This window comes from Oceanicaulis sp. UBA2681 (genome assembly GCF_002354675.1).
Classification (GTDB): domain Bacteria; phylum Pseudomonadota; class Alphaproteobacteria; order Caulobacterales; family Maricaulaceae; genus Oceanicaulis; species Oceanicaulis alexandrii.
Genome location: NZ_DEMB01000008.1, coordinates 182,609 through 200,880 on the forward strand (window position 1 = coordinate 182,609; position 18,272 = coordinate 200,880).

Here is an 18,272-nt window from a genome sequence, read left to right on the forward strand (position 1 = left end):
AGTTTTCGAGCCTCTGGCTTAGAATGTGGTGGACAGGCGGACGCCAAACGTACGGGGCGCACCTGTGTTGCAGCGGATGAACGTCCCGCCAGTGGAGGCGTTGTTCAGACCCAGCTGACCGCTCAGCGGCTGGTAGAAGCTGACGCCGCAATAGCCTTCATCAGTGAGGTTTTCGCCATAGACGGCGACATTGAAACGGTCGTTGGGAGCGCTGAGCGTCAGGCGGGCTGACACCAGCGCATAACCGTCTTGCAGGACCTGTGGATTGTTATCGATTACGCCCCCGACGAACTGTTCGCCCACATAGTTGGCGCCAGCCGTCGCGCGCCAGCCCCATTGGGCGACTTCGCCATCGACGGTCACGAACAGATTGCCAGTCCATTCCGGAGCGAAATGGTTCTTGCCTCCGGTCAGGTCCTGAACGCGACGATTGCCGCCAACCGGACCGCAACCGGGAATGTCAGGGCTGGCGGCTGAACAGCCGGGCAGGGCCTGAGCGCCGGTGAAGGAGGTGAACTCGGAGTCCAGATACGCAACCCCGCCGGTCACTTCGATATTGCTGGCGATCAGCAGCGCGCCATCAAGTTCGAACCCCTGGTGAACCAGAGTGCCGGCGTTCCGGGTGATGAAGCTTGAACCGTCAAAGCTGCGGGACTGGAAGTCCTCAAGCTCGGTCCGGTAGGCGGTCAGCGCCAGATCCATGCGGTTGTCGAGAAAGCTTCCCTTGAAACCCAGCTCGAAATTGTCCGCAGTTTCACTGTCAAAGGTGCGCTCCTCAGCAGTCAGGCGTTCTGCGCCGCCGCCTGAGTTGAACCCGCCAGATTTGTACCCGGTGCTATAGGACGCAAACACGGTGTGGTCCGGGCTGACAGTATAACTCAGCGCCACGCGCAAGGTCGGCGTCTCGTCCGAGAAGTCGAGCTGGGTGTCTGCGGGGGCCCTGAAGGCGCGCGCAGACAGCGGGTTGGCCGCCAGCTGCAGGAAGCGTCCCTCACGTTCGTCTGACGTGTACCGCGCTCCGAGCTGAAGCGTCAGCTCGTCTGTTAGCAGGTATTCGCCTTGAGCGTAGACCGCCAGGCTGTCCGAGCTTTGCGTCATGCGCAGATCAGACGCTTCCGCTTGAGGGCTGTTCAGGCAGGGCGCGCGAAGCGGGGCGGGCGCGAGCACCATGCAGGTTCGGGGCGTGAAGGACAGAACCTCGCTAAACGCGGCGTCTTCATGGGAGGCGTAAAGCCCGGCCACAAAGCTGAACCGGCCATCCATCAGATCGTCTGGAGAAACCAGACGCAGTTCATGGGACCAGCTTTCACTGTGCAATCCGGCGATGCGGCCGGTCAGAGGCATGGTGAGAAAGAAGATGTCTTCATCGTATTGCTGGTTCTCGTAGTCGCGCCATCCGCTGATGAGCCCGAGCGAGTAACCATTATCGAGATCATAGTTGAACGTGCTCGACAGGCCCCATTGGACATCAGACAGGTCACCCCCAACGATGTGGCTTACCCGGTGATCATACGGATCATCCAGTTCGGGCAGGTTTCCGGCGCCCAGAAACCCGGTCAGGATCGCGCGTCCCACCGGGGTCAGCGTATCTCCGAGGGCCTCCGCCGCACTCGCGCCGTCGCCAGACAGACGCGTGTGATCCAGTCGAACCGACCAGCTGAGACGGGGCGTAAGATCGATATCCGCGCTCAGGCGCGCCGCGACGGTTTCGTCGCCGCCAAAACTGGAGCCGTCCGGAATGGACTCGCCATAGCCGTCAAACTCTGAGGCCTGAGCCGCAAAACGCAGGCGAACCGCGTCGTTCACAGGAAGGTCCACAGCCGCTTCTATCTGTTGATGGCCATAGTCGCCGAATTCGAGGGAAGCGGTCCCATGAAACTCCTCACCTGGCGCCCGTGAGGTGAGGATTACGCCGCCAGAGGTGGCGTTCCTGCCAAACAGCGTGCCTTGCGGCCCGCGGACGACCTCGACGCTGCCGATATCAAGAAATGAAGCGTAGAGAATGGAGGGGCGAGGAATGTACACGCCATCAAGGAAGAACGCAGTGCTTTGGTCCGCCGCCGTGTTGCCGGCCGTCCCGATGCCGCGAACAACGATGCGGGTGTTGGCGGCGGCAGCCCCGCGGGTAGCGTAGAAGTTTGGAACGGTGCGTCCCAGGTCCATGGCGTTCGTGATGTTGCGCTCTTCCAGGTCTTCGCCGCTCACCGCGACGATGGAAAGCGGCACGTCCTGAATGTTCTCCTCGCGCTTTTGAGCAGTGACAGTGATCACATCCCGGACGACTGCCGGGTCAGTCTCTTGTGCGAGCGCAGGCGCCCCCGCACTTATGAGCGCGGCAAGCGCCGAGCCTCCAAGCCAGATGGCTTTCATGATGTTTCCTCCAGGTATTTTTTGTTTTTTATTTTGATTGGTTCCGGCTCATCGCGTCGGGCACGGGAACAGCGCTTCGACCTGATTGGTCTGCAGATACTGGGTGCGCGGCATGTAGGGGCCGAGGATCGTCTCCAGGTCATCCTGGCGGTCTACGCGTTCGATGGAATTGTCGAAATCGTCCGCGCCTAGCATGTGACGGATCTGGACAACGGTGACGTCCTCATCGAACATGCCGTCGCCATCATCGGCCATCGGCAGCCAGCTCAAGCCGCATTCCGGGCGTGCATTGCGAGGGCGATCTTCTTCACGGCTCACGATGACGGTGAAGAAGCCGCGCGGATCTAGAGGAATTTCTTCATCGAACAGGCAGTCATTGACGCGCGTATTGACGAAGCTCTGGTTGGAGCAGATGGACCAGTATCGTAGCTGGCCTTCGCCCATCGTTTCGTCGCCCTGATAGGTGTTGGGCGTTGTCGGCGCCTTGGCGCGGACCATGAAGACCGGCCCATGCTTTCGATTGACGATCGTCCGGATGTAGAAATTGTCCGGATTGGGATAGAAGCCGCCCTCAGATCGACGCGCATCTTCGTTGATCTGGCCGGTATAGATCCCGAGCAGGCTTTCACGATCGAGCTGGATGTACCAGTCCGCAGGAGATCGCGCCGGCCAGGTGTCGGGGCGGTTCGGTTGCGTGATCAGGGCGCGATACTGAGCCGCCGTGATGCTGGCGGCTCCTGCCGCCATGACAGCCGGTTGCAGGGTCCGAAGCGCCTCGCAGGCTTGCTCGCCGCGAAGTATGTCTCCGGAGGGCAGGGTCAGGACAGGTTGGGGCAGGGCTGCGCCGCCATCAGGCGCGGCGCCGCCGTCAGGCAGGTATATCCGGTACAGAATGGTTTGAGGTCCGCCCGGTTGATCCGCGGGAGCATGGAGGATGCTGGTCGGGCCCTCAGCACTGCGCGAACCGATATCCCGCAAGGTTTCCGGGGGCGCGTTGAGCACCTCCACCGTGTAGCGGTTTGTTTCTTCGGAACGTGTGGCGCCTTCAAGAAACGGATTGTCGCCCTGTTCGGGTTCGATCAGAAAGTCAGGAAGGGACTCAATGGGTTGGCCCGAAGCAGTGTAGGATACGAAAGACATGTATCGGCTGGCGGGAAAGGCGCCTTCCAGCGTGAGTTGTGCGCCGTCGGGAATGCTGAAAACGCCCGCCCAGTAAAAGACATTGGCATCAGGGTAGGCCATGTTGATGTATGGGTCCGCCCCGAACGGACCCCGTCGCCAGAAACAATCCCGGGGACCGGGAATAATGCTGGTGTCGACATCTGTCTGGGCGCTAGCAGTCTGCGGTGAGACTGCCTGACTATCAGTGCATGCGGCGCCCAGCATCGTGAGTGCGAGTATCGCGCCATAGCCTTTAAGAGACATGGCTTTCCTCCCCATGGTGTTGCGGGAGGCTTGTCCTCCCTGCGTGTTGATCCGAGAGGAAAGAGCAAGTCGTTCTTTGAGACTGCTAACTTGTTTGCATTTCAGAATGTGCTGGGCCGTGAAAGGCTGGCTGTCGTGTCAGAGCGGGGCAAGGTTGAACGACTGGCTGATAAGCCTGGGCGGGTACCGGGCCTGATCGCCGCAACGCCCTCGTCCAACTGCTTGAAGACTCCCGGATAGGGCTTGTCGAGCCGGTCCGACACGCGAATCCAGGTCTTTGCTACGCTTGTGTTGGCCAGAAACCTTCGTGCGGTTGCAGTGCATTGCGCACTGCAGGAGAGGGTTAGTCCGCCGGGGCGATCAGCGTCAGTTCCATCTGCCGGCCGTCCAGGAAGCGGACCTCCCGGCCGTCGAAGAAGGCGTCTTCCTCGGTGCGGAAATCCACTACCTGGCCACCCCATTCGGGCACGGCGCTGTAGGAGGTCAGCTCGATTGACCAGGCGGTGTTCTCATTGATCAGTCCCGCGCCGCGCGGATCTGCGTCCTGGTTGTCCCAGAAGCCGATGGCCGGGCCCGCGCCATGACCGTGCGTGCCGATTGGGTGGGAATAGATCGAAGGGTCGAGCCCTTCGCTGATCGCTTCGGCGCGCGCACGCGCCAGAACGTCATTGCCGCTCAGCCCCGTTTGGAAGTGCGACATCAGAATGTCCTGGACGCGGTTGCTGGCGGCGAGGCCTTGCTGCAGGCCTTCGGGCGCTTCGGTCTCGCCGGGCTTGAGCACGTAGGCCAGGTGCTGGGTGTCGGTGCTGAGGCGCAGATAGGTGATCCCGAAATCGGTCCAGAGCAGATCGCCCGGCATGATCACGGTGTCGCCGCGCAGCATCGTCTCGGTTCCCTCGCGCTGGATCCCCACAGACGGGTGGAACCAGGGCGTCAGGCCCAGGCGGGACAATTCCTCGCGATACCACCAGACCACGTCATCGGCGGTGGTCTCGCCCGGCGTGATCACCACGCGTGAGAAAGCGCGGTCGATCAGGGCGTGGGCGATGCGCACTATGCCGGGATAGATCTCCACCTCTGACGGGGTGCGAGTTTCCAGCCAGCGTATGGCCAGCGTTTCGCCGGAAATGATCCGGTCTTGATAGGTGGCGGGCAGGGCGGCGATCATGGCCCGGTGTTGGCTCAGCGTCATGCCGTCTCCGAAGGCGGTCAGATCGGAAAAGTTGATGGCGATGTTGGCCGGGTCGCGCTCAGCGATGATGTTGGCCACGGCCTGCCACTGGTTGGGTTCTTCGTCGGGATTCCAGGACGGCTCGAAGAGGCCGGCGAGCCCATAGCGGCTCACCGTCAACCGCTCGACGGGCTGCCCGTCACCGGGATCAAAGAAGATGAGGATGGTGCGCCGGCGGGCGGCCATGCTGCGTGCGTCCAGCATGCTGTTTACGACGGGTTCCTCGAAATACTCCCGCGCCATGAGCACCCACATGGATACGCCCTGTTCGCGCATGATCTGCGGGATGATCGTGTCCAGCCGCTCTTGCAGAATGCGGTCGATAACCACGGCCCGGTCACGCAGCGGCAGAATGGTCGGAAGTGCGGGCAGGGCCTGTTCTGTCTCGCTCATGGGAAGAATGGGGGGAGACAAGGTCTGCGCTGACGCGCGCACATCCGCTGTGAGCTGCGAAAGCATCGCCGTTAGAGCGACTGCCAGGATGGTCTTCAAACGTGTCATGTCTCGCCCTTCTGGTCTTCGCAGCAAACCGTTCAGGGCGTGCCGTCACCCCAGCGCCAAATCGTGACCCGATTTTCAAACGGGCTTGGTCGGCATTCAACCCGCATCAGTCTCAGCTGAGTCAAATCGGTTCGGGGAGTATGGTTCATGCGGCGAACAGATCGAGCAAAAAGCTTGGCTGCCTAAACGTCTAAATGACGCATAAGATATATTATGAGAAATTGGGCATGCTGTTATTAGGCGCGTGACGCTTCGATGATGCCGCCCTCAGATAAGGAGAGCGTGACTTCCAGGCCGTCATAGGCTGGCCTGACGCCTTTTGGCAGGCGCTGTGAAAGCGCTTTGTAATCGAGATCGATGTGAAGATTGGTCAGGATGCCCAGAGTTGGTTTGATATGGGCAAGCCAGTCGAGCGCCTGGCTGACATGAGCGTGGCTGGGATGGGGTTTGTCCCGCAAGGCGTCAACGATCCAAACGCTGGCGCCGCTTAACGCAGCCATCGCATTGGCGTCCAGGCCGTTGACGTCCGGCGTGTAAGCCAGCGGGCCGATGCGCACGCCGCTGCAAGGTTCGCGGCCATGGACCACATCAAAAAGTGAGAGCTCGATATCGCCGCCAGGTCCTGACACGATGGCGAGTTCACCGGGATCGAGCGCCCGGTCAAGCATCAGGGGCGGATAGCCCGATCCGTCCGGAGTTTCAAAAATATAGTCAAAGCGCGCTCGCAAGAGCCGACGTGTCTGAGGACTCATCATGGCGACAAGCTGCGCGCCGCGGCGATAGACAAAAGCGCGAACATCATCAATGCCATGCGCCTGATCCGCATGCGTATGCGTATAGACGACGCCGTCCAGTGAACTGACACGGGCTTCGAGCATTTGGTGGCGCAGATCAGGCGACGTATCGATCAGCAGCCGTGTGACTTCGCCCGTCTTCAAGGCGTTCCGGGTTTCGGCGCGCTCAATCAGCAAGCTGCAGCGCATGCGTCGGTTTTTGGGGTTTTTCGGATCGCAATCACCCCAGTCGCCATCAATGCGCGGCACGCCGCCGGATGACCCGCAGCCCAATATGCGGGCGCGCAGAACGGGCCCGTCGCTCACGAGACCGAAATCCGGTCAAACAGTCTCAAGGCGGCTTGTGTCGTGCGCTCCGCGCCTTCCTCCACGCCCCAGCCCTTTACCTCGCACAGTTTCTCAAGAACATGCGGCAAGTAGCTCGGTTCATTGCGCCTTCCTCGATAAGGAACGGGAGCCAGATATGGACAATCAGTTTCAATGATGATGCGGTCTTCGGGCACGATCTCGCGAAACACGGCGCGGACATCCTCGGCTTTCTTGAAGGTGATGATGCCGGACGCAGAGAAATACGCGCCCAGGGCTGACGCACGTCGCGCCAACTCGGCCCCGCCGGTATAGCAATGAAGCAGCGGACGAAACGCCCCCTTCCCCATTTCCTCTTCCAGTAAATCCGCCATCTGCGTGTCCGCCTCCCGGCAGTGCAGGATGATCGGCAGATCCGCCCGCCGCGCCGCCTCGATATGGGCGCGCAATGACGGATACTGATCCTCGGCCGGGCTGTAATTATAGTGAAAATCCAGTCCCGTCTCGCCGATCGCAACCACTTTGGGGTGCTGCGCGATCTCCAAGAGCTGGTCCGCGGTGATGTCGGGGCGATCCTTGGCGTGGTGAGGGTGCGCGCCGATGGTGCAATAGACATCATTGTGTTTTTCGGCGATCGCTGCGACCTCTTCAAACTCGTGAAGCCGGCAACAGATCGCGATCATAGGCGACACGCCAGCCGCCCGGGCGGCGTCCAGAACCTGATCGAGATCCTCGGCGTATGCTTCGCCATGTACGTTAATATGAGTGTCGATCAGCATTGGGCGCCTTATTGGGTCCGAGCCGCATCCTGCATCAGGCCGAAGGCGGCGTAGAGTGTTTGTTTGGCGTCGAGATAGAGCGTTTCGCTTTCTCTCGCCAGACGGGTCAATTGATCGGCTGCATCCACCCACGCGCCGGCTTTGTCAGCCCCATCGCTCTCAAGCGCCATGGCGCGCGCCCGGTTCTGGGCGTTCGCGATCAGAAAATCGAGGGTGATCGGCTTGATTTGCTCGCCCCCCTTGCGGCTCGCGGCTGCGGTGATCTGGGCGATCGCGCCTCGATCCAGCCGCGGCAGACCTTCAAGCGCGGTATCAATTGTCGCCTTGATGGACGGCGCGTCAGTTTCTGCGAGCGCCAAGGCGCGTCCGGGCGCGCCATTGGCCAGCGCCGCTGCCCGTTGGGCGTCATCAGCGTTCATGGCGTGGGTTTCTATCAGCCATTGCGTCGTGGCTTCGATGCTGGGCGCGCGCAAGATCAGACGGCGGCAGCGAGAGCGTATCGTCGGCAGCAGCCGTCCGGGCGTGTTGACGATGAGAATGAGAATGCCGCGTTTGGGCGGCTCTTCAAGAGTCTTCAGCAAGGCGTTGGCGGAGTTGGTGTTTAGTTCATCGGCGCTATCAACGATGCAGACCCGCCAACCCTTCCCGCTCGCGCTTTTGGAGAAAAACTCCGGCGCGCGCCGTGCTTCCTCGACCGGAATTTCACCCTTCACCTTGCCCGTCTTGTCATTATAGGGGCGGCGGATCAGCAAGAAGTCCGGATGCGAGAGCGCTTCAAGCCGACGACAGACCGGATCGTCAGGGGCGCTGGCCAATCCGCTTGCACCCTGGGCTTGCGCGCCCAACAGGCGACGGGCCAAGCGGTAGGCGAAGCTGGCCTTGCCCACGCCTTTGGGGCCAGAAACCATCCAGGCATGGTGCATTCGGCCGCTGTCGATCGCAGCTTGCGCCTCTTCCAGCGCCGCGTCCTGACCAAAAAGGTCATACACCCGTCTGGGATGAGGCAGCCCCCCTTCCCGGTCCGCTTCAGGCCTTTCGTCATCACTCACGCAGGGACCTCCAGACGGTCCTGAATGACCATCATCGCGCGCTCAAAGACGATGTCGGGGCTTTGAGCCCCATCCAGGATCACACAGCGGTCAGGTTCGGCGTTTGCGATCTCAAGAAACGCCTGACGCAGAGCATGGTGAAAGGCGCCGGGCTGACGTTCAAACCGCGTCGCCTCTTCGCCGCGCGTTCGGGTGCGCTCGAGCCCCTGCTCAGGGTCGAGATCGACCATGAAGGTCAGATCCGGTCCAAAGCCGTCAAGACAGGCGGCGTCGATCTGGGCGATGCGCTCAGCGGCGAGTCCGCCTGCTGCGCCTTGGTAGGCGCGTGTTGAGTCCGAAAACCGGTCGCAGATGACCCATTTTCCAGAATCCAGGGCCGGTTTGATCAGGCGTTCCACATGGTCCGCGCGCGCCGCGTAGAGCAGCAAGGTTTCCGCCAGCGGCGACCAGCGTCCCGTCTCGCCCTCCACCAGCAAATGGCGCAGCGCCTCCGCATTGGGCGTGCCGCCGGGCTCGCGGGTGATCAGGGTTTCGAAGCCCCGAGCCTGAAGGCCGGCCGCGAGCGCTTTGGCGAGCGTGGTCTTGCCAGCGCCCTCGCCGCCTTCAAGCGTGATGAAGCGTCCTTGCGTCATGCCGGCTAGCCGCCGCGAATGAGGCGCGCGAAGGCTGCGCCTGCTCGCCCAAGCGCTCCTTTGCGGGCCACGGACTGAGCCGCTTCGACCGGTACGCTCAGTTCGCGGCCATCAGGCAAACTCACTTCAAGATGACCCACGAGGTCACCTTCCTGAACCGGGGCGTTCAGCGGCCCCTCATAAACCAGCTCGGCTGTGACGCCGTCACGATCGCGACGGTGCAGGCCAAAGGACAAAGCCTCTGAGGCACGCAGCTCGACGGACGGTTCCAGCCCGAGATAGATGTCGGCGCGGCCCAGAACCTCGCCCGCAGCCACCAGGTCTATAGTCGAGAATTCAGAGAAAGCGGCGCGCATCAGGCGCTCGGACTCGTCGGCGCGGTCCCGATTGGAGTCCATGCCGTTGAACACCACGATCCGGCGTTCGCCATCGCGCTCCGCCGAGGCGACCAGCCCATAACCGGATTCTTCTGTGTGGCCGGTTTTCAGGCCATCAGCGCCTTCAAACACGCCGAGCAACGGGTTGCGGTTGAATTGACGGATGCCGTTATAGGTGAACTCACTTTCCGCATAGATGTCATAGTATTGCGGGTATTCGGTGATGATGTGGCGGGCCAGTCGGGCCAGGTCGAGCGCGGAAATTCTGTGCTCGGGATCAGGCCAGCCCGTCGCGTTGGCGAAGCTGGCGCTATCGAGCCCCAGCTCGTGCGCGCGTTCGGTCATCATCTGGGCGAAATTCTCTTCGGTGCCGCCAAGCGCCTCTGCGACCACGATGCAGGCGTCATTGCCGGACTGGACGATGATGCCGCGGATCAGGTCGCCCACCGCTGCGCGTGAGTTCACTTCCAGAAACATCGTGGATGAGCCAGACGCCGCCCCGCCCCGGCGCCAGGCGTTTTCGCTCACTGGCAGGGTCGTCTCCAGCGTCAGGCGTCCGTCTTCGAGCGCTTCAAACACCATCAAGGCGGTCATCAGCTTGGACATGCTGGCGGGCGGCATGGGCGTGTCGCCATTCTTGGAGAACAGCATGTCCCCGGTCTCATGATCCAGGATCACCGCATGTGAGGCGCGTGTATCGAACGCGCTCTGGGCCAGCGCTGTTGCGGGCGTCAGGCTCAGGGTGATCAGGGCGAACAGGCAAAGCAGTCGACGCATGAGTGGAGTCCCGGGTTGGCGGTTGCAGCGGAATCGGTGAGCGAGTGACGACACCCTAGCCTTCATCGGAACCAGGCTGAAGCGTATCACCCAGATTTTGGGTGTTTACCGGATTGTGGGCGCCTGGCGGCCCGATGTCCGGGTCAAAGAAGACGGGCGGCGCTTCGCGATCCTCGGGGTCGGCGGGGCCGAGCCCTTCCACGCGCACTTCAGCCAGCCCGTCATCTTCAAAGCCCAAGGCCTGAGCGGCGGCATGGCTGAGGTCGATCAGGCGACCGTCGATATAGGGACCGCGATCATTGACTCGTACGATAATGCTCTTGCCGGTGTCCAGCCGTGTCACGCGGGCGCGACTGGGCAGGCGCATGGTCCTATGGGCGGCGGTCAGAAGCGAGGAGTCGAACACCTCGCCATTGGCGGTCTGTCGGCCTTCAAAGCCCGGGCCGTACCAGCTGGCGACGCCAGTCTGCACGCTTTGCGGAGCAAGGGCCTGATTGGCGTCAGGGAGTGAGGACGGCGCGTGTTGTGCGACGGGCGCTGGCGCGAAGTCCGGCCGCGTTTGTGGCGCAGGCTGGCCTGAACATGCCGATAGCGCCAAAGCGCTGACAAGCCAAAGACATTGAAAGGTCCGTGTGCGGAGATGTGCGTGCATGAGCTGACCCTGAATGCTGACACCAGTCTAATTCATGGTCAGTGTGGCGAAAGTGCGCAACACACGAGGCCTGAATGCAGCAAGGGCCGCGATCACAGATCGCAGCCCTCGCCGTGTTCAGATGCAGATGCGTGACTAGCCGTTGGCGAGATCGAACCGATCCAGCTGCATGACTTTCACCCAGGCGTCTACAAAGTCGCTCACGAAGCGCTCTTCCGCACCGTCAAACGCATACACTTCCACGACAGCGCGCAGTTCTGCGTTGGAGCCGTAGACAAGATCCGCTTCGGTGGCGGTCCATTTCAGATCGCCGCTCTGACGGTCACGGCCTTCAAAGACGTATTCCGCATCTGTGGCGTTCCAGACGGTGTTCATGTCCAGCAGGTTGACGAAGAAGTCATTGCTGAGCACGCCTGGCTGGTGTGTCAGCACGCCATGCTCCGCACCGCCGGTATTGGCGTCCAGAGCGCGCAGGCCGCCCAGAAGCACCGTCATTTCGGGCACGGTCAGGGACAGCGTATCCGCCCGGTCTACCATCAGTTCTGACGGCGACCGGCGGTTCGCGGGATCATAGTAATTGCGGAACGCGTCGGCCCGAGGTTCGAGATAGCTGAACGCGTCGGCATCCGTCTGGGCCTGGGACGCATCGGTGCGGCCCGGTTCAAACGGAACCGTAATGTCATGACCGGCCTGTGAAGCCGCGCGTTCAATACCCGCAGCGCCGCCCAGCACGATCAGGTCTGCGAGTGAGACGCGGACATCATCGGCCTGGGCGTCATTGAAGTCGGATTGCACGCTTTCAAGCACGGACAAGACACGCTCGATCTCTTCGGGATTGTTGACCGCCCAATTGCGTTGCGGGTCCAGACGCAGACGCGCGCCATTCGCGCCGCCGCGCATGTCGGTGTCGCGATAGGAGGACGCCGCCGCCCACGCGGAGCGGACCAGCTCGGCATTGGTCAGGTCTGTGTCCAGAATGGCGTCCTTGAGCGCGGCGATATCGCCTGCACTGATCAAGGCGTGATCCACGCTCGGCACCGGATCTTGCCAAAGCAGTTCCACATCCGGGACATCTGCGCCCAGATAGCGGGCGCTCGGCCCCATATCCCGATGAGTGAGTTTGAACCAGGCGCGCGCAAAGGCGTCTTCAAACTCTTCCGGGTTCTCCAGAAAGCGCGTGGTGATCTCGCGATACGCCGGATCGACTTTCAACGCGAGGTCGGTCGTGAACATGATCGGGGTTTCAAATTCGTCCGGATTATGGGCGTCCGGAACGATCATCGCCTCTTCCGCATTCGCCGGAACCCACTGAATGGCGCCGGCCGGACTGCGGCTCTGAACCCATTCAAAGTTATAAAGGTTTTCCAGATACTGCATGGTCCACATGGTGGGGGCGGCGCTCCAGGCGCCTTCCAGGCCCGAGGTCACGGTGTCTGCGCCATTGCCGGTTCCGCATGAATTGTCCCAGCCCAGGCCCTGGGCTTCGACGCCATTGGCGGCTGGCTCCGGTCCCGTGCATTCCTCAGGGCTGTGAGCGCCGTGCGCCTTGCCGAAGGTGTGGCCGCCTGCGATCAGCGCCGCGGTTTCCTCGTCATTCATCGCCATGCGCCCGAAAGTATCGCGGATGGCGTCAGCGGCCAGTTGCGGGTCGGGAACGCCATTCGGGCCTTCAGGATTCACATAGATCAGCCCCATCATGGAGGCGGCGAGCGGACGCTCGAGCTGACCTTCCTCCGAGTAGCGTTCTTCGTTGCCAAGCCATTCTTGTTCGGCGCCCCAATAGACAAGCTCGGCCTGCCAGTCGTCTTCACGGCCGCCTGCGAAGCCAAGCGTGTCAAATCCCATGTCTTCCATGGCGACGGTGCCCGCCAGGATCATCAGATCAGCCCAGGAAATGTTCTCGCCATACTTCTGCTTGACCGGCCAGAGCAGGCGTCGCGCCCGATCCAGGTTTGCGTTGTCTGGCCAGCTGTTGAGCGGCTCAAAGCGCTGTTGGCCGCCACCGGCGCCGCCACGCCCGTCAAAGGTGCGATAGGTGCCCGCGCTGTGCCAGGCCATGCGGATGAAGAACGGGCCGTAATGCCCCCAGTCAGCCGGCCACCAGTCCTGGGACGTGGTCATCAGCTCGCGTAGATCCGACTTGACGGCGTCAAGGTCCAGAGACTGGAAGGCAGCGGCGTAGTCAAAATCCTCGCCGAGCGGATTGGAGCGGGTGGTCTCGTTCTGTCGCAATTGCGTCAGGTCCAGTTGTTCCGGCCACCAGGCGGAGTTGGGACGCGGCTGTTGAACGCCATGGCCCATGGAGGCGTGCGGATAGTCACGAGCCTGCATGCTCTCGGGAGCCGGTTCATTCACCTCAGACTGGATTCGCGTGCCGGGGAAGCTGGCGCACGCCGAAACGCTCAGCGCAATGAAAGCGCTAGAGGCGAGCAGAACCCCTTTGTTAAACAGCGTCATATTGAAGTCTCCCTGTGTAAAGAATGACACGCAAAATCAAGTCCAGATGATCGATTGCGCACTATGGGCGTGTTGAGACGGCCCAAAAATAGCTGACACCATAGTGCATGCTCGATCTCTGACAGATTTGTGCGTTTTATATTACAGGAAATACAGGGTCTGCCTCAAATTCGTCAAAATGATTGCTTTGATGGCTGCGATTAAAACTTTTTATGGGGCGCCGCAGCATTTGCTGCATGATTTACTGCACGGCGCTCCTGCGCCAGCTTGTGTCCAGACCCCGTCGCAGGCTAGAAACTGTGTGACGGAGGGGTGGCAGAGTGGTCGATTGCGGCGGTCTTGAAAACCGTTGAGCCGCGAGGTTCCGGGGGTTCGAATCCCTCCCCCTCCGCCACATTTTCCCGTTCAGGACCTTTTGTCTCACCATCGCTTCTGCGGGTTGCGAGGCCCTCTTGATCGAGACAATCTCCGATTCTGTTGCGGTTGATCAGCCAATGAGGACGAGCCGTGTCCCGCCTGCATACTCATGCCGAACATCACCTTGTCTCTCGTGTGGGCTGGCTGCGTGCGGCGGTTCTGGGCGCCAATGACGGTATCGTCTCGACCGCCAGCCTGATCGTCGGGGTCAGCGCAGCGTCTGCGGCGACCTCAGATGTAGTGATCGCCGGTGTCGCAGGACTGGTCGCAGGCGCCATGTCCATGGCGGCGGGTGAATATGTCTCCGTCAGCTCTCAGTCAGATACGGAAAACGCCGACCTCGCGCGTGAGCGCGAAGAATTGTCGACGCAACCCGAATTTGAACGCGAGGAACTGGCCGAAATCTATATGAAGCGTGGGCTCGATCCTGATCTGGCGCGCAAGGTCGCTGATCAGCTGATGGCGAAAGACGCTCTGGGCGCCCATGCGCGCGACGAGCTGGGAATCTCTGAAATCAGTACGGCCCGCCCCATCCAGGCGGCTTTCACTTCGGCTGCGACTTTTGCCGTTGGCGCAGCTTTGCCCCTGTTGATGGTTTTTCTGATGCCGTCCCAGTGGTTAGCGGCGGGCGTGTCTGCCGCATCACTGGTCTTTCTGGCGCTTTTGGGCGGAGTCGGCGCACGCGTGGGCGGCGCCAATGTCACCAAGGCCGCTGTCCGTGTCACATTCTGGGGCGCGCTGGCGATGGCGTTGACCGCCGGGATCGGGTCCTTGTTCGGCGCTGTGGTCTGAACGCAGAGACGGGCGGACTCAATGCGCCTTAGAACTGGCTTTCAAAGCTGGCTTGCGCCGCTGCATAGGCGCTGGCCCAGGCCCATTGAAAATTATAGCCGCCCAGCCAGCCCGTCACATCCACGCATTCGCCGATGAAATAGAGCCCCGGACATTGACGGCTTTCCATCGTCTTCGATGACAGGCCCGCCGTATCAACGCCGCCGAGCGTGACTTCAGCGGTGCGATACCCTTCGGTGCCGGCCGGTTTCAAACGCCAGTGCGACAGGGCGTCAGACAGCGCTTCAAGGTCGGCATGGGAGACATCAGCCAGACGTGACCAGTCCGGCAATTGACCGCTTTGGTCCAGATGCTCGACCAGACGCTTGGGCAAGATTGCTTCGAGCGCCTTGCCCAGGGATTTCATGGGCATGTCTTTTTTCAGGGCTTTCAGGCGTTCCGCGCCCTTCCCGCCCGCGAACAGATCGATCTCGATCTCCTCACCCGGACGCCAATAGGACGACACCTGCAAGATCGCAGGGCCTGACAATCCGCGATGGGTGAACAGCATCCCTTCTTGAAACGCACCGTCGCCAGCGCTGGCGACAACCGGGGTGGAAACCCCGGCCAGGCTGGCGAATTCGGCTTTGGCCTCGCCTTCAAATGTCAGCGGCACAAGCGCGGGTTCAGGCGTGATGAGTTCATGTCCGAACTGACGCGCCAGATCATAGGCGAAGCCGGTCGCGCCGATCTTGGGGATGGACAGGCCGCCGGTTGCGACCACCAGCCGGCGAGCCTGTACGCGGCCGTCTGACGTGGTCAGCTCAAACAGATCATCATTTTTGACGACGTCCGAGATCTCGACACCGAGCTTCAGGACCGCGCCTACATTGCGCATTTCATCGAGCAGCATTGTGATGATCGCGCCCGATTTCTGATCGCAGAACAGCTGACCCAATGTCTTCTCGTGCCAGCTCAGGCCATGGCGCTCCATCAGCGCCAGGAAATCGGTCGGCGTATACCGGGCCAAAGCCGATTTGGCGAAATGAGGATTGGCCGACAGAAAGTTGGCCGCTCGGGTTCCCAGATTGGTGAAATTGCAGCGCCCGCCGCCTGAAATGCGGATCTTTTCGGCGGGTTTTTGCGAATGGTCGAGCACCAGAACGGACAGTCCAAGAGCGCCAGCCTGCCCGGCGTAGAACAGCCCGGCGGCGCCGCCGCCCAGAACCACAGCGTCATAAAGGGGAGAAGGTCGGGTCATACGCAGTGCGATGGCGCATTCAGACGGTTCGCGCAAGACGCAAGCCTGCAATGAAAGTCTTGCTTCTGGCTCTGGTTTTCCTTCATGCGGCGCTCTGACTGGGTTAGACTCTACCCACTTTAAGACGCAAAGAAGGACTTGATGATGCGCCGCCCTGCCCGTTTCGGACTTCGCGCGCTGGCGCTGTCCCTGATTATGTTAGGGGCGCTGGTCTGGGGCGCAGACGGCTTGGCGCGTCAGGCGGAAGTGGATCAGGCGCGTGTGATGAGCGCCGAGATCATCGGACCGATTGGTCCGGCGACGTCCGCCTATATCCAGCGCGCCATAACACTCGCGGGTCAGGAAAACGCACAGGCCCTGATTGTGGAAATGGACACTCCGGGCGGTCTGGACACTTCCATGCGCGACATCAATCGCGCCATTCTGTCCAGTGAGACGCCGGTCATTGTCTTCGTTCACCCTTCCGGCGCGCGGGCGACCAGCGCAGGCGTCTATATCCTCTACGCCAGCCATCTCGCCGGCATGGCGCCCGGCACCTCCCTGGGGGCGGCGACGCCTGTTCAACTGGGCGGTTTGCCGGGCGGTGATCCGGCCCCGGCCCCCGAAGGAACCGATCCCGCGCTTGAACGCGCTGCTGAAGGCGCAGGGGAAGAGACAGGCTCAACACCGCAAAACGCGACTGGAAACGCGCAAGCCTTGCGCAACAAGGCCGTCAATGACGCCGTGGCGTATGTCCGGTCACTGGCAGAACTGCGCGGTCGCAATGCGGACTGGGCGGAACGTGCGGTGCGCGAGGGCATAAGCGCGACGGCGGATGAGGCTCTGACGCTAGGCGTTATTGAAATCCGGGCAGATAATTTGTCAGACCTGCTCGCGCAGGCGGACGGCCAGCTCGTATCTCTGGGGTCTGGGGAGGAGCGCATCCTGTCGGTCGCTGAGGCGCAGCTCATCCGGATCGAGAAAACCGCCGCCGAAGACATTCTCTCGGTGATCACAGATCCCAATATCGCGTTCTTGCTCGTAAACCTGGGCTTTGTCGGCCTTCTGGTGTCTTTCTATAACGGGCTTGAGCCTGTCACGGCGATTGCCGGCGTGATGTGCCTGATCGTCGGATTTTACGCTCTGAACACCCTGCCCGTGAACTATGCTGGCGCTGCCCTGGTGGTGCTGGGGCTCGCCCTTTTGGTGTCTGAAGCCTTTTTCGCGTCTTCAGGTCTATTGGCGCTGGGTGGGCTGGCTGCGTTCGTTCTGGGCGCTTTGATGCTGATCGAGACAGACGCGCCCGCCTTTCGTATTGACTGGCGATTGATCGCCGTCATGGCCGTGGTGCTGGGCGGGACGTTGTTTGCGATGCTGAGCTATGGCCTTGCCGCCCAGGCCCGCAAAGTTACCACAGGCGGTAAAAGCCTCATTGGCGCTCAGGGGCATGTGCTTGAATGGTCGGGACAGTCCGGCTTTGTGCAGGTTCAGGGCGAGCGCTGGAAAGCGGTGGCTAAGACGGCGCTGAATCCAGGTGACGCCATCGTGGTCACAAAGCTGGTCGGACTGACCCTTTATGTGAAGGCGAACGGATGAAGCCTCAGCAAGCAATCGAACCCGCCGCTCAACTGACGCAAGACGGAGTATTGAACATGGCTGAACTCGGCGTGAATCTCGGCGTTTGGATCGCCCTGGCGTTTGTCGCCTTCGGTGTGATTTCCTCAGCGCTGAAAATCCTGCGCGAATACGAGCGGGCGGTGATCTACACGCTTGGCCGCTATACCGGAACCTCCGGGCCGGGGCTGATCATCCTGATCCCCTTCATTCAGCAAATGGTGCGGGTGGATATCCGGACCGTGGCTGAAGACGTGCCCAGCCAGGATGTGATCAGCCAGGACAATGTCTCGGTGAAAGTGAATGCGGTGCTCTATTACCGCATTATTGATCCGGCCAAGGCGATCAACCAGGTCGAGGATTATCGCATGGCCACCAGCCAGCTCGCCCAGACCACGCTTCGTTCAGTCCTGGGCAAGCATGAGCTTGATGAAATGCTGGCCGAGCGCGACAAGCTCAACTCTGACATCCAGCAAATCCTCGATGACCAGACCGAAGCCTGGGGCATCAAGGTCGCCAATGTCGAGATCAAGCATGTGGATCTGGACTCTTCCATGATCCGGGCGATTGCGCGGCAGGCCGAGGCTGAGCGCGAACGGCGCGCCAAGATCATTTCAGCAGAGGGCGAACAGCAAGCCTCCATCAAACTCGCGGAAGCCGCACAAGTGCTGTCATCCCAGGACGGCGCTTTGCAGCTTCGCTATCTGGGCACGCTGACGGAAATCAGCAGCGAAGGCACGCAAACCATCGTCTTCCCCATGCCGATCGATCTCTTGGGCCAACTGTCAAACGCTCCGATCCCGACGAAACCGGACGCATCTGAAGCGTAAGCCTGAGCTTGCGGTCAGCGGCAGGCTCGCTAGTTTCGAGCCGAGTCAGC

General features: G+C 61.3%; 14 protein-coding genes and 1 tRNA gene. 4 read left to right on the plus strand and 11 right to left on the minus strand.

Annotated elements, in window-relative coordinates; all coding sequences use genetic code 11:
- Window positions 1-18: 18 nt before the first annotated feature.
- From B3M53_RS06045 to katG, 10 genes are all read right to left on the minus strand, one after another.
- A complete protein-coding gene (locus tag B3M53_RS06045; protein WP_022699497.1) occupies window positions 19-2,370 on the minus strand; it encodes a TonB-dependent receptor in 2,352 nt (783 codons plus the stop codon).
- A gap of 48 nt (window positions 2,371-2,418) precedes the next feature.
- A complete protein-coding gene (locus B3M53_RS06050; protein ID WP_286799874.1) occupies window positions 2,419-3,612 on the minus strand; it encodes a hypothetical protein in 1,194 nt (397 codons plus the stop codon).
- Between the two features lie 526 nt (window positions 3,613-4,138).
- Window positions 4,139-5,527: a M24 family metallopeptidase gene (locus B3M53_RS06055; RefSeq protein ID WP_286799875.1), complete on the minus strand. Its 1,389-nt coding sequence runs from the start codon at window positions 5,525-5,527 to the stop codon at window positions 4,139-4,141.
- A gap of 236 nt (window positions 5,528-5,763) precedes the next feature.
- A complete protein-coding gene (locus tag B3M53_RS06060; protein WP_273147014.1) occupies window positions 5,764-6,627 on the minus strand; it encodes an MBL fold metallo-hydrolase in 864 nt (287 codons plus the stop codon).
- Window positions 6,624-7,406 carry a TatD family hydrolase gene (locus B3M53_RS06065; RefSeq protein ID WP_286799878.1) on the minus strand — a complete coding sequence of 261 codons (783 nt, stop codon included), beginning with the start codon at window positions 7,404-7,406 and terminating at the stop codon, window positions 6,624-6,626. Before B3M53_RS06065 ends, B3M53_RS06060 begins: the two co-directional genes overlap by 4 nt.
- An 8-nt stretch (window positions 7,407-7,414) precedes the next feature.
- A complete protein-coding gene (locus B3M53_RS06070; protein ID WP_286799880.1) occupies window positions 7,415-8,455 on the minus strand; it encodes a DNA polymerase III subunit delta' in 1,041 nt (346 codons plus the stop codon).
- Window positions 8,452-9,087, minus strand: a complete 636-nt coding sequence (gene tmk, locus B3M53_RS06075; RefSeq protein WP_273147009.1) for a dTMP kinase — start codon at window positions 9,085-9,087, stop codon at window positions 8,452-8,454. Before tmk ends, B3M53_RS06070 begins: the two co-directional genes overlap by 4 nt.
- A 5-nt stretch (window positions 9,088-9,092) precedes the next feature.
- Window positions 9,093-10,241: a D-alanyl-D-alanine carboxypeptidase family protein gene (locus tag B3M53_RS06080; RefSeq protein ID WP_199318897.1), complete on the minus strand. Its 1,149-nt coding sequence runs from the start codon at window positions 10,239-10,241 to the stop codon at window positions 9,093-9,095.
- Window positions 10,242-10,296: 55 nt separating this feature from the next.
- Window positions 10,297-10,713 carry a septal ring lytic transglycosylase RlpA family protein gene (locus tag B3M53_RS06085; RefSeq protein WP_273147005.1) on the minus strand — a complete coding sequence of 139 codons (417 nt, stop codon included), beginning with the start codon at window positions 10,711-10,713 and terminating at the stop codon, window positions 10,297-10,299.
- A 315-nt stretch (window positions 10,714-11,028) separates the two neighbouring features.
- Window positions 11,029-13,344 (minus strand): catalase/peroxidase HPI, encoded by a 2,316-nt coding sequence (gene katG, locus B3M53_RS06090; RefSeq protein WP_414690708.1) that lies wholly within the window; start codon window positions 13,342-13,344, stop codon window positions 11,029-11,031.
- A 312-nt stretch (window positions 13,345-13,656) separates the two neighbouring features.
- Between katG and B3M53_RS06095 the strand changes: the two genes are divergently transcribed.
- Both B3M53_RS06095 and B3M53_RS06100 read left to right on the plus strand, forming a co-directional pair.
- Window positions 13,657-13,744, plus strand: a tRNA-Ser gene (locus B3M53_RS06095).
- Window positions 13,745-13,857: 113 nt separating this feature from the next.
- Window positions 13,858-14,559 carry a VIT1/CCC1 transporter family protein gene (locus B3M53_RS06100; RefSeq protein ID WP_022699487.1) on the plus strand — a complete coding sequence of 234 codons (702 nt, stop codon included), beginning with the start codon at window positions 13,858-13,860 and terminating at the stop codon, window positions 14,557-14,559.
- A gap of 28 nt (window positions 14,560-14,587) precedes the next feature.
- Here B3M53_RS06100 and B3M53_RS06105 read toward each other — a convergent pair whose 3' ends face one another.
- Window positions 14,588-15,799, minus strand: coding sequence for an NAD(P)/FAD-dependent oxidoreductase (locus tag B3M53_RS06105; RefSeq protein ID WP_286799889.1), 1,212 nt, complete (start codon window positions 15,797-15,799; stop codon window positions 14,588-14,590).
- 141 nt (window positions 15,800-15,940) lie between these two features.
- Here B3M53_RS06105 and B3M53_RS06110 point away from each other — a divergent pair, with 141 nt between their 5' ends.
- On the plus strand, window positions 15,941-17,374 hold the full coding sequence (locus B3M53_RS06110) for an NfeD family protein (RefSeq protein WP_286799891.1): 1,434 nt from the start codon (window positions 15,941-15,943) through the stop codon (window positions 17,372-17,374).
- A 56-nt stretch (window positions 17,375-17,430) separates the two neighbouring features.
- A complete protein-coding gene (locus B3M53_RS06115; protein WP_349678825.1) occupies window positions 17,431-18,222 on the plus strand; it encodes a slipin family protein in 792 nt (263 codons plus the stop codon).
- Window positions 18,223-18,272 lie beyond the last annotated feature (50 nt).

Excerpts from the sequence above, each read along its gene's own strand:
- B3M53_RS06045 (WP_022699497.1), bottom strand. The coding sequence starts at position 2,370 with ATGAAAGCCATCTGGCTTGGAGGCTCGGCGCTTGCCGCGCTCATAAGT.
- B3M53_RS06050 (WP_286799874.1), bottom strand. The coding sequence starts at position 3,612 with ATGGCCTACCCTGATGCCAATGTCTTTTACTGGGCGGGCGTTTTCAGC.
- B3M53_RS06055 (WP_286799875.1), bottom strand. The coding sequence starts at position 5,527 with ATGACACGTTTGAAGACCATCCTGGCAGTCGCTCTAACGGCGATGCTT.
- B3M53_RS06065 (WP_286799878.1), bottom strand. The coding sequence starts at position 7,406 with ATGCTGATCGACACTCATATTAACGTACATGGCGAAGCATACGCCGAG.
- tmk (WP_273147009.1), bottom strand. The coding sequence starts at position 9,087 with ATGACGCAAGGACGCTTCATCACGCTTGAAGGCGGCGAGGGCGCTGGC.
- B3M53_RS06080 (WP_199318897.1), bottom strand. The coding sequence starts at position 10,241 with ATGCGTCGACTGCTTTGCCTGTTCGCCCTGATCACCCTGAGCCTGACG.
- B3M53_RS06105 (WP_286799889.1), bottom strand. The coding sequence starts at position 15,799 with ATGACCCGACCTTCTCCCCTTTATGACGCTGTGGTTCTGGGCGGCGGC.
- B3M53_RS06110 (WP_286799891.1), top strand. The coding sequence starts at position 15,941 with ATGATGCGCCGCCCTGCCCGTTTCGGACTTCGCGCGCTGGCGCTGTCC.
- B3M53_RS06115 (WP_349678825.1), top strand. The coding sequence starts at position 17,431 with ATGGCTGAACTCGGCGTGAATCTCGGCGTTTGGATCGCCCTGGCGTTT.